At 69.4% G+C, this 11,067-nt stretch carries 11 protein-coding genes; 6 read left to right on the top strand and 5 right to left on the bottom strand.

Annotated features, from left to right (window positions below):
• Position 1 precedes the first annotated feature (1 nt).
• On the bottom strand, positions 2-2,521 hold the full coding sequence (locus ACZDYF_RS04755; RefSeq protein WP_475054090.1) for a glycoside hydrolase family 3 C-terminal domain-containing protein: 2,520 nt from the start codon (positions 2,519-2,521) through the stop codon (positions 2-4).
• A gap of 78 nt (positions 2,522-2,599) precedes the next feature.
• On the opposite strand from ACZDYF_RS04755, the gene ACZDYF_RS04750 reads away from it, so the two are divergent.
• The 4 genes from ACZDYF_RS04750 to ACZDYF_RS04735 all read left to right on the top strand — a co-directional run bounded on the left by ACZDYF_RS04750 (position 2,600) and on the right by ACZDYF_RS04735 (position 6,066).
• On the top strand, positions 2,600-3,217 hold the full coding sequence (locus ACZDYF_RS04750) for a TetR/AcrR family transcriptional regulator (RefSeq protein ID WP_475054087.1): 618 nt from the start codon (positions 2,600-2,602) through the stop codon (positions 3,215-3,217).
• 93 nt (positions 3,218-3,310) lie between these two features.
• Positions 3,311-3,508 (top strand): hypothetical protein, encoded by a 198-nt coding sequence (locus ACZDYF_RS04745; protein WP_475054084.1) that lies wholly within the window; start codon positions 3,311-3,313, stop codon positions 3,506-3,508.
• Positions 3,505-3,879, top strand: a complete 375-nt coding sequence (locus ACZDYF_RS04740) for a type II toxin-antitoxin system death-on-curing family toxin (RefSeq protein ID WP_475054081.1) — start codon at positions 3,505-3,507, stop codon at positions 3,877-3,879. The genes ACZDYF_RS04745 and ACZDYF_RS04740 overlap by 4 nt, the downstream gene beginning before the upstream one ends.
• Before the next feature lie 57 nt (positions 3,880-3,936).
• A complete protein-coding gene (locus ACZDYF_RS04735; RefSeq protein WP_475054079.1) occupies positions 3,937-6,066 on the top strand; it encodes a GmrSD restriction endonuclease domain-containing protein in 2,130 nt (709 codons plus the stop codon).
• Positions 6,067-6,093: 27 nt separating this feature from the next.
• Here the strand turns inward: ACZDYF_RS04735 and ACZDYF_RS04730 are convergent, their stop codons facing one another.
• The 3 genes from ACZDYF_RS04730 to lpdA form a co-directional block, all read right to left on the bottom strand.
• Complete coding sequence (locus ACZDYF_RS04730; RefSeq protein ID WP_475054076.1) at positions 6,094-6,252, bottom strand: hypothetical protein; 159 nt, start codon at positions 6,250-6,252, stop codon at positions 6,094-6,096.
• A 54-nt stretch (positions 6,253-6,306) separates the two neighbouring features.
• Positions 6,307-6,540: a hypothetical protein gene (locus ACZDYF_RS04725; protein WP_475054073.1), complete on the bottom strand. Its 234-nt coding sequence runs from the start codon at positions 6,538-6,540 to the stop codon at positions 6,307-6,309.
• 219 nt (positions 6,541-6,759) lie between these two features.
• A complete protein-coding gene (gene lpdA, locus ACZDYF_RS04720; protein WP_475054070.1) occupies positions 6,760-8,163 on the bottom strand; it encodes a dihydrolipoyl dehydrogenase in 1,404 nt (467 codons plus the stop codon).
• A 242-nt stretch (positions 8,164-8,405) separates the two neighbouring features.
• Here lpdA and ACZDYF_RS04715 point away from each other — a divergent pair, with 242 nt between their 5' ends.
• The gene (locus tag ACZDYF_RS04715) at positions 8,406-9,341 is read left to right on the top strand and encodes a DUF808 domain-containing protein (protein ID WP_475054067.1); all 936 of its coding nucleotides are present in this window, start codon (positions 8,406-8,408) and stop codon (positions 9,339-9,341) included.
• 129 nt (positions 9,342-9,470) lie between these two features.
• A complete protein-coding gene (locus tag ACZDYF_RS04710) occupies positions 9,471-10,310 on the top strand; it encodes an LLM class flavin-dependent oxidoreductase (RefSeq protein ID WP_475054065.1) in 840 nt (279 codons plus the stop codon).
• Positions 10,311-10,416: 106 nt separating this feature from the next.
• Here the strand turns inward: ACZDYF_RS04710 and leuD are convergent, their stop codons facing one another.
• Complete coding sequence (gene leuD / locus ACZDYF_RS04705; protein ID WP_191789286.1) at positions 10,417-11,055, bottom strand: 3-isopropylmalate dehydratase small subunit; 639 nt, start codon at positions 11,053-11,055, stop codon at positions 10,417-10,419.
• Between the last annotated feature and the right edge of the window lie 12 nt (positions 11,056-11,067).

The raw sequence follows: 11,067 nt of genomic DNA, 5'->3' as shown, positions 1-11,067 counted from the left end.
CTCAGTCCTTCGTCCGAGCCCGCGCGGCCATCGCGTGGGCACGCCATGCCGGGACCAGGCGGCGTACGCCGCGCCAGAACCGGCCGTTGACCATCAGCAGCAGGCCGTCGAGCATCGCCTCGTCGACCGTGCCGGCGCTCATCCGCGACACCGACCGGAAGGGCAGGTCGAGGACGAAACGGGTGTTGTTCGCCGCGTGGGGACGCCCCAGCGCCATGAGCAGGCGGCCGCTCGCGTCGATGAGCCGGACCAGCAGGCCCCCGAACCCGCCCCGACCCCGCGCCTGCGCGATGATGTCGGCGCGCGTGAGCGGCCGACCCGCGGGCCAGTCCTGCGCCGGGGGCGTGCGTCCCAGGAGCGCGGCGAACTCGTCGGCAGGGACGCGGTCCACCTGGCCGCTGACGTAGTGCGGCAGGCCGTCGGCGCTGCCGGTGGAGAGCGGCCAGGGCTCGCCGTCCACCACGACGGGGGCGGACAGCCGCAGGTCGCGCGACGACGCGCCGACCCGCACGGTGTAGGTGCCGGGCACGGTGCGCCACTCGTGGCTGCACGTGTCGTAGGCGGCGAACGCGTGCTCGGCGAGGTCGACGCTCACGCTTGCGCTCTCGCCCGGCGCCAGGGTGACCTGCGCGAACCCGGCGAGCTCGCGCCGCGCGCGGAACTCGCCCTCGGCGGCGTCCGGCGCCTCGACGTAGACCTGCACGGTCTCGGTCCCGGACCGGTCGCCGGTGTTGGCGACCGTGACCTGGACGCTCGTGCGGTCCGCGACGAGGTCGCTGTGCTCGAATGTCGTGTAGCTCAGGCCGTGCCCGAACGGGTAGCGGACCGGCAGGCCGACTTTATCGGCGTAGCGGTAGCCGACGTAGATGCTCTCGCGGTGCTCGGACGTCGCCTCGGTCCGCCCGAACGTCGCCGACGACGGCACGTCCGTGTAGCGCAGCGGGTACGTCTCGGCGAGGCGTCCGGCCGGGTCGACCTTCCCGGTCAGCACGTCGGTGATCGCCTTCCCACCGCCCTGACCACCGAGGTAACCGTGCACGATCGCGTCGACGTGCTCGGCGAACGGCAGCTCGACAGGTGCGCCGCCGGCCAGCACGACCACGATCGGGACCCCGAGCGCCGTCAGCTCGCGCGTGAGGGCGAGCTGGTTGCGGGCGAGCCGCATGTGCGTCCGGTCGACGCCCTCGGCCTCGGCGGACTCGTCCAGGCCGAGGAACAGCAGCACGATGTCGGCACGCTCCGCGAGCCGGACCGCGCGACGGCGGCGGCGGACCGACGGGGCTGAGTCCCACGCGCCCCGGCCCCCGTCGCGGCGGGCGAAGCCCTGCTCGTACCCGACGATCTCCAGGCCGCTGTCGCGCAGCGCGTCGAGCGGGACGTCCACCCGGGTCGGGTTGACCAGCGAGCTGCCCGCGCCCTGGTACCGGGGGTCGGCCGCGAAGTCGCCGATCACGGCGACGCGGCCCGAGTGGCGCCCGAGCGGCAGCGTCCCGCGCGCGTTGCGCAGCAGGACCACCGAGCGCCGTGCGGCCTCGACCGCGAGCTCGTGGTGCGCGTCGAGGTCGACGGGTGCGGCGCCGTCGGGCGTGCTCGCAGACCCGCTGAGCGCGGCGCCGTCGGGCGTGGGCGCGGCCGTGCGGGTGCGCTCCGTGCGCGCGATCAGCGTGAGCAGCTCGTCGACGCGGGCGTCGAGGACCGCCTCGTCGAGGCGCCCCTCCTCGACCGCGCTCACGACCTCGGCGTCGGTCGCCCCGTCGGTCGACGGCATCTCGAGCGCGTTGCCCGCGACGAGGCCCGCGACGCGGTCGTTGTTGCCGCCCCAGTCGGTCACGACGAGGCCGTCGAAGCCCCACCGCCCCCGCAGGATCTCCTCCAGGAGCTCGCGGTGCTCGTTCGCGTAGGTCCCGTTGACCTTGTTGTACGAGCTCATGACGGTCCAGGGCCGGCCCTCGGTGACCGCGATGCGGAACGCCTCGAGGTAGGTCTCGTGGAGCGCGCGCTCGTCGACGACCTCGTCCATCGTCATGCGGTGCGTCTCCTGGCTGTTCACCGCGAAGTGCTTGGCGCTCGCGGCGACGCCGCGGGACTGGATGCCGCGGATCTGCGCCGCGGCGAGCCGGCCCGCGAGCAGCGGGTCCTCGGAGAAGTACTCGAAGTTACGGCCCGCGAGCGGATTGCGCTTGATGTTGAGGCCGGGTCCGAGCAGGACGCTGACGTTCTCGGCGGCGGCCTCGGCGCCGAGCGCCTCGCCCACCCGCTCCACGAGGCCCGGGTCCCAGCTGTTGGCGAGCGTGGCCGCGGTCGGGAAGCACGTCGCGGGCAGGCTGGCGTTGAGACCGAGGTGGTCCGCCGCCCCGCCCTGCTTGCGCAGCCCGTGCGGTCCGTCGGTGAGCATGATCGAGGGAACGCCGAGCCGGTCGACCGGCTTGGTGTTCCAGAAGTTCGCGCCTGAGGTGAGCGAGGCCTTCTCGGTGAGGGTCATCTCGCTACGGGCACGTCGTCGGGCGTCAGGAGTGAGCACGGCCACATGCTAGCCCAACCTCCACCAGTTGGTGGAATTACGAGAAGGGGTAGCCTCTGACCTCGGAGGGGATGCACCGTGACCACGCAGCAAGCAGCCACGACCGGGCGACCCGACGGGTACGCCACCGGCCGGGCGACCAAGCAGTCGATCGTCGCCCGCGCAGCCGAGGCGTTCGCCCAGAAGGGGTTCTACGGGGCCTCCCTGCGCGGCATCGCGCGCGAGGCCGGGGTCGACCACTCGACCCTCCTGCACCACTTCGGCAACAAGACCGCGCTGCTCCTGGCCGTCATCGAGTGGCACGACGCGCAGCACGCGCCGCCCGAGATGCCCTCGGAGTTCAGCCCCGAGGACCTCGTCGACGGGTTCGTCAGCACCGCCCAACGCAACCGGGAGGCGCCCGGGCTGGTGCAGCTCCTCTCGACCCTCTCGGCCGAGGCCGGGACGCCTGGTCATCCCGCGCGGCCGGTGCTGCAGGAGCGGCATCGCGTCCTCGTCGGGGTCATCGGCGGGATGATCCGGACGCAGCGTTCACGTGGCGTGCTGGACGACGCCGGGGCCTCGCCGGAGGAACGCGCCGCGCTCGTCATCTCCACCTGGGAAGGGCTCCAGGTCTACGACGCGCTCCACCCCGGGGCGGTCGACGTGCCCGGGATGGTCGGGGAGATGCTGCGGCGGGAGTTCGGGATCGGGTGACGCCGGGGCGCCCGCCGGGTGCGGCCGCCACAGGTGCCCGACGGCGGCGCCCGCCCCCTCCCCCTGCACCCGCCTCGCGGGTATACTCGCGGTATGACACACGTGGAGATGACCACGATCAAAGTCCCGGTCACCGTGCGGGACCGGCTCAGGGCGCGCGCCGAGGCGTTGCACGTCACCCAGGGCGAAGCCCTCGAAAGACTCCTCGACGAGTCCGCTGACGAGAACATCCAGGCGTACATCACCGACGCCATGGATTCGTGGAGCGGGGCCCTGGAACGGCTCGCGTGACGCGGTACGTCACCCTCACGGAAGCCATCGCCGTCGTGGACCGTAACGCCTGGCACGTGCGAGACCTCGGGCTGCTGGACTCGGTGTGTCAGCGGCCCCGGGCGCGCATGTACGACGTCGAGCTCTACGAGGGCCTCGACCTCAAGGCCGCCACGATCATGGACTCGGCCAACCGGCTCCATCCGCTGCATGACGGGAACAAGCGACTCTCGCTGATCCTTGTGCATGTCTTCTGCGCCATGAACGGGCGCCGGCTCGTGGGCGACCAGATCGAGATGGCGGACTTCGTGATCGAGGTCGCCGACACCCACCTGCCGCTCGAAGAGATGAGCGAATGGCTCGGTGCGCACACCACGGAACGGCGCGCCTAGCACCTTCCCCGATCCTGGATGACCAATGCGGATCGGCGGATGCGGCAGGATGTGCGCGTGGAGACCTTCAAGCGCACGCCGCTGCAACTGTTCAACCTGCCGCAGCACTTCGTGATTCCGCTGTTCCAGCGTCCCTACGTCTGGAAGGAAGAGGATCAGTGGGAACCACTCTGGAAGGACATCCGCCGGGTCGCCGAACTGCGGATCGCTGAGCCCCACCTCAATGCCTCCCACTTCCTCGGGGCTGTCGTTCTTCAGGCTCATCCGACCAACAGCAAGCGACTGACGACGTGGAATGTCATCGACGGGCAGCAACGCCTGACGACGTTGCAACTCCTCGCAGACGCGGCCGGGGCGCTCCTCGCACAGGCCGACCTCCCCCGACTCTCCGGCCAGCTCGAACGATTGACCCACAACGACGAGATCTACGTCGACGATGATGAGGCGCGGCTCAAGGTCCGCCACCTCAACAATGATCGACCGGCGTTCGACGAGGTGATGACCTCCGAGCCTCCGATCGACCACGTCAATCTGAAGCACTCCGAATCTCAGATCGCCGCAGCGCACGGGTACTTCACGACAGTCATCGAGCGGTGGCTCGGGGCCCGAGAGTCCAACGACTTCGAGCCGAAGGCCAAGGAACTCACCGACGTCCTCTTGGACGGCCTCCAGCTTGTGTCGATCGAGTTGGATGCGACTGAGAACTCACAGGAGATCTTCGAGACCCTCAACGCCCGCGGCACGCCGCTCACGGCCGCTGACCTCGTCCGGAACTTCGTGTTTCAGCGCCTGGAAGCCGAAGGCGGTGACACCCTGCGCGCCTACCGCGAGGACTGGCCTTTCGAGACGAAGTTCTGGATGAAGGAAGTGAGCGTCGGGCGCACGCTGGTCAGCCGAAGTTCGCTGTTCCTCAACCAGTGGCTCGTCTCGCGCACCGGCGAGGATGTCAGCCCCCAGTCCACGTTCAACCGGTTCAAGTCGTATGTCGAACTGGAATCGGGTCACAAGATGGCCGACCTGCTACCGATCATCAAGCAGCAGGCGCACCAATACGAGGTATGGACTCACGCGGCCACCCAAGCTGGCGGGAGCCTCGACGCGGCGTCGATGGCGACCTACCGGATGCAGGCTTCCGGCGTCGAACTCCTCAAACCTCTACTTATCTGGCTCCACGAACCAGGCCGCCCCCTGACCCAGACCACGATCGACCGGGTCATCCGCGCCACGGAGAGCTGGGTTGTTCGTCGGCAGTTCCTCCGCCTCGCCGGAAGCGATCTCGGTCGAATCGTCGCCGACATTATCGCGTCGAATGCTGGCACTCCTGCCGATGATCTCGTCGAGCGCGTCACAGGACACCTTGCCCGACTGAACGCCACGAGTACCTACTGGCCCGGCGACGAAGAGGTGCGACAGACCCTCACCACGGAGGCCGTCTATCGCCGCTTTCCCCGATCCCGCCTCCGCATGTTCCTCGAAGCGGCCGAGGACCACTACCGCGCCGAGACCGGCCAGCCCCAAGTCGAGCGCAAGGGGTATCCCATCGAACACCTGTTGCCTCGGACCTGGAGAGCTACGTGGCCCGTCGAGACGCCGGATGAGGACGAGGCGCGTCAGGCGCGCGTGCACCGGCTCGGCAACCTGACACTGCTCACCACGTCGCTCAACTCCAAGGTTTCCAACGGTCCATGGTCGGCAAAGCGCGCAGCACTGCTGAACCACAACACGATCACCCTGACCGGGCGAGTCGTCAGCAAAACTGCGGATCACCCCTGGGACGAAGAGCTCATCGACGCCCGCACGGCCGAACTCATCGACGCGTTCCTTCACGTATGGCCGGTTCCCGAGGGACATCACGGCAAGGTCATCGACCCGCAGACGAAAGCGGGCGACTGGGTCGAGCTCAAGCACCTGCTCCAGGCCGGACTTCTGAGCGCTGGCGACAACCTCATCGCCACCCACCGTGATTTCAAGGGGCGCGAAGCCACGCTGACCCCGGACGGAGCGATCGAGCTCGATGGCCGTCGCTTCATGACGCCCTCGGCCGCCGGGCATGCTTTGCGCCAGAAGGCGACGAACGGGTGGTACTTCTGGGCGGTGGCCGATGGTAGGCGTCTGCGCGATCTCCGCTCTGAGTTCCAGAACTCGGTTCCAGCGGACGGGATTCTCACGTTCCCCGGCGGTTCATAGCCCGGCCGACGGGGACCATGTACGCGGTCAGAGCAGGTCGCGGAAACGGCCGACGAACCCCGAGAGCTTCTTGATCACTGTCGGCTTCTTTCGTGCTTGATAAGTTCGATCGAACTCGACGTCATCGTTGATCGACTCGCGCTCGACCTTCCGCCCGCCTCGACGCTCGTCGTGCGCCAGAGTCAAGGCAGCAGGTCCAGATACTGCGGTCGCGCCTTCATGGCGTGGATGACCAACTCCTCACCGGAGTCGAACGCCGCGGGCGATCGAGTCGTGGACCCGGTTGGGCCAGGCGTGCGCGTCGCTCTTCGTCAGAAACGTCAGCGGGCGGTCGCCTTCGGTCCGCGCCGAGAGGAGCTTTCCGTCGGGAGCCGGGCACCTCGCCTGCCACCACTTCGACGGGAGCTTGCATAGCCGGTCCCACGCCTCGCGGCGACCCGCCGTCGTCCGCTGGGCCGTCGTCGCCTCCGCCATGAGCCCCCTCCCCCGAGCCCTTCGTGCGGCCCCGGAAGGAGATCACGACGATACGCGCCGTCGCGCCCCCTCCGCGCCCCCCAGGGTGAACATTTCTGTCCCTGGCCAACCTCGGTTGTCCGCCATGATTGAGGCAGCGAAAGAGGCCTTGACCTGCGGCGATACCGCAGATCAAGGCCTCCGAGCGGGACGGTCGATCCTACCTCTTTGTCCCTGCCGTTAGAAGTTGATCATGTGCCCCGCGAGCCCATGAATAGCCTCCTGCACGGCCTCCGACAGCGTCGGGTGCGTGTGCACGTTGCGCCCCAGCTCGGACGCCGTGAGGTCCCACTTCTGCGCGAGCGTGAGCTCGGGCAGCAGCTCGGACGCGTCGGGGCCGATCAGGTGGCCACCGAGGAGCTCGCCGTAGCGGGCGTCGGCGACGAGCTTGACGAAGCCAGTGGGCTCGCCCAGGCCGTGCGCCTTGCCGTTGGCGGTGAAGGGGAACTTGGAGACCTTGACGTCGTAGCCCTCGTCGCGGGCCTGCTGCTCGGTGAGGCCGAAGCTCGCGATCTGCGGCTGGCAGAACGTGGCGCGCGGCATCATGCGGTAGTCGCCGAGCGTCATGGTCTCGGCGCCGCCGATGGTCTCGGACGCGACGACTCCCTGCGCCTCCGCGACGTGCGCGAGCATGAGCTTCGCGGTGACGTCACCGATCGCGTAGATGTGGGGCACGTTGGTGCGCATGACGTCGTCGATCGCGATGGCGCCGCGGTCGGTCAGCGCGACGCCCGTGTTCTCGAGCCCGAAGCCCTCGACGTTGGGCGCGAAGCCCACGGCCATGAGGACCTTGTCGACCTCGATCGAGCCGGGCTTGTCGTCCTTGACGCCCTTGTAGGAAACCGTCACGGACGAGCCGCCATCAACGACGGTCTGCACCGCGGTCGACGTCAGGATGTTCACGCCGAGCTTCTTGTACTGCTTGGCGATCTCCTTGGAGACCTCGATGTCCTCGTTGGGCAGCGCGCGGTCGAGGAACTCGATGATCGTCACGTCGACGCCGTAGTTCTTCAGCACGTAGGCGAACTCCATGCCGATCGCGCCCGCGCCGACGATCGCGATCGAGCGCGGCAGCTCGCGCGTCAGGATCTGCTTCTCGTACGTGACGACGTTGTCGCTCAGCTCGACGCCCGGCAGCAGGCGGACCTTCGAGCCGGTCGCGATGATGACGTTCGCGAACGTCACGGTCTCGGTCTGGCCCGAGGACAGCGCGACGTCGATCGTGTTCGCGTCGCGGAACGTGCCGCGCCCGTCGTACTCGGTGATCTTGTTCTTCTTCATGAGGAAGTGCACGCCCTTGACGCGGCCGTCGGCGACGTCGCGGCTGCGGTCGAACGCCTTGCCGAAGTCGAACGACACGTCCCCCGACATGCCGAAGAAGTCGGCCTGGTGCGTGAACAGGTGGGCGAGCTCCGCGTTGCGCAGGAGCGCCTTGGAGGGGATGCACCCGACGTTGAGGCACACACCGCCCCAGTACTTCTCCTCGATGATCGCGACGGACTGGCCGAGCTGGGCCGCGCGGATGGCGGCGACGTAGCCGCCGGGGCCCGCGCCGAGGACGACGACGTCGTAGTGGTTAGCCATGGGGACCAGCCTAGGACGTCTGCCCGACGGCGGTGCGACCGATCGCGTCACAGGTCGCCGGAGGAGCGCCGAGGGTGACGTCCAGTACCGCCCGGGCGACGCCGTCGGGCAGCGGGTACGTCGCCCTCCGCGGGCGGACGGGCCGCGACGGCGAGGCGCCGGAGTCGTTACGATGCGCTACAGCCGCGTCGATTCCCGACCTCAGGGCTCGTGGGCGGCGACACGGGCCTCGTGGAGACCTCATGGCCGTTGGACTCGTAGCCCTCCTGGACGACATCGCAGCGTTCGCCAAGCTGGCGGCCGCGTCCGTCGACGACATCGGCGCCGCTGCGGGGCGGGCGAGCGTCAAGGCGACCGGTGTCGTGATCGACGACACCGCGGTCACTCCCCAGTACGTCGCCGGGCTGGCCGCGAAGCGCGAGCTGCCCGTGATCAAGCGCATCGCGATGGGCTCGCTGCGCAACAAGCTCCTGTTCATCCTCCCCGCGGCACTGCTGCTGAGCGAGTTCCTCCCCGTGCTGCTCACCCCGTTGCTCATGGTGGGCGGGACGTATCTCGCGTTCGAGGGCGCCGAGAAGCTCTGGGAGATGGTCTCGGGCAAGCACGGCAAGGCCGTCGACGACGCTGCGGCGAAGAAGGCCGTCGACGAGGACAGCGTCGTGTCGAGCGCGGTGCGCACCGACTTCATCCTCAGCGCCGAGATCATGGTCATCGCGCTCAACGAGGTCGCGACGGAGGGCTTCTGGGCCCGCGCGATCATCCTGGTCGTCGTCGCGCTGCTCATCACGGCGGTCGTCTACGGGATCGTCGGGCTCATCGTGAAGATGGACGACATCGGCCTGCACCTGGCGGGGCGCGAGACCGGTTGGGTCAAGTCGTTCGGCCACGGCCTGGTCAAGGCGATGCCGCGCGTCATGGGGGTCATCTCGATCGTGGGCACGGTCGCGATGCTGTGGGTCGGTGGCCACATCCTGCTGCAGGGCACGTACGACCTGGGCTGGCACGCGCCCTACGACCTCCTGCACGTCCTCGAGGACGCCGTGCACGGCGTGCCGGCCCTCGGCGGGTTCCTGGTGTGGCTCGTCGACACCCTGGGGTCGGCGATCGTGGGTGTCGTGGTGGGTGCGGTCGTCGTGACGGTCGTGCACTTCATCCCGCGCAAGAACAAGCACCACTGATCGACGCCCTCGCAGGGCGCTGCGGGCGGGTTCCCGGTCTTCGGGAGCCCGCCCGTCCTCGTTCTCGCGGCGCGTGTGGGTGGCCGCCCCTACCGTGGGAGGACCGCCAACGAGTCGCAGGAGGATGTCATGGGCTTGCAGTTCGGGTTCGTCGGGAGCTTTGGTTCCGCGTCAGAGCTGGTCCAGATGGCCCGCGAGGCCGAGGAGCACGGCTGGGACGGCTACTTCACGTGGGACGGCATCAGCCTGCCCGGCATGGAGGGTTACGACCCGTGGGGCATCCTCGCCGCGGCGGCAGTCCAGACGCAGCGGGTGACGCTGGGTGCGCTCGTGTTCGCCCTGCCACGCAGGCGCCCGTGGGAGCTCGCGCGCCAGGCGCTGACGGTCGACCACCTGTCGGGCGGTCGGCTGGTCCTGCCCGCAGGGGTCGGGGTGCTCGACGACGCCGGCTTCAGCGCCGTCCCCGGTCAGCTCACGTCGCTGCGTGAGCGGGCCGAGCTGCTCGACGACGTCCTCGCCTTCCTGGAGCGTTCCTGGTCCGGTGAGACGTTCTCGTTCGACGGGAAGCACATCTCGACCGGCGAGATGACGATCTCACCCCAGCCCGTCAACGGGCGCATCCCCGTGTGGCCCGTGGGCGTCTTCCCGAGCGAGAGGTCGATGAGCCGCGCGGTGCGCTGGGACGGCGTGACGGTCCAGCTCCGCGGAGACCGCGGCCTGGACCCGCTCACACCGGACGACGTGCGCGAGGTCGCCGGCTGGGTCGCCGAGCACCGGGACCCCGGCGCCGGGACGTTCGAGCTCGTCGTCCAGCGCGACTTCGCGACGGACCTCGACGCTGCCGCCGAGGACGCGCGGGCCCTCGAGGCAGCAGGTGCGACCTGGTGGATCGAGGCCGGCTGGGACCCGACGAAGGTCACGGCGGAGTCGCAGCTCGCGAGGATCCGCCAGGGCCCTCCGCGCCCCTGAGACAGCCGACAAGGCCCCGGCGCGCACGTCGCCCACGCCCGTAGACGCCGACGGCGCCGCTCCCCCCCCAGGGGAGCGGCGCCGTCGGGCCGGGCTCAGACGGGCGTCACGCGGACGGGCGCGCCGCCTCGATGTCGACCGTCGGCAGGTGCTTCGCCGGCAGCGTCTTGGGCCGCCACGACGCGCGCGTCTGCTCGAACGCCGTGATGTCGGCCTCGTGCTGAAGGGTCAGGCCGATGTCGTCGAGGCCCTCCATGAGGCGCCAGCGCGTGTAGTCGTCGATCTGGAAGCGGACCACGACGTCGTCGGCCGTGGCGGTGCGCTCGACCAGGTCGACCGTGACCTCGGTGCCGGGCTTGGTCTCGAGGACCTTCCACAGCAGCTCGATGTCCTCCTGCGCGACGATGCCCGCGACGAGGCCCTGCTTGCCCGAGTTCCCGCGGAAGATGTCCGCGAAGCGCGAGGCCAGGACGACCTTGAAGCCGTAGTCCTTGAGGGCCCACACGGCGTGCTCGCGCGACGAGCCGGTACCGAAGTCGGGGCCCGCGACCAGCACGGAACCGGACGAGTACGCGGGCTGGTTCAGGACGAACGCGGGGTCCCCGCGCCACGCCGCGAACAGCGCGTCCTCGAAGCCCGTGCGCGTCACTCGCTTGAGGTAGACGGCGGGGATGATCTGGTCCGTGTCGACGTTGCTGCGGCGCAGCGGGACACCGACACCGGTGTGGGTGGTGAACTTCTCCATGATGCTTCTGCT

It is taken from the genome of Oerskovia sp. PE-21s, assembly GCF_056158145.1.
This window is presented reverse-complemented; position numbering and strand designations above follow the sequence as displayed.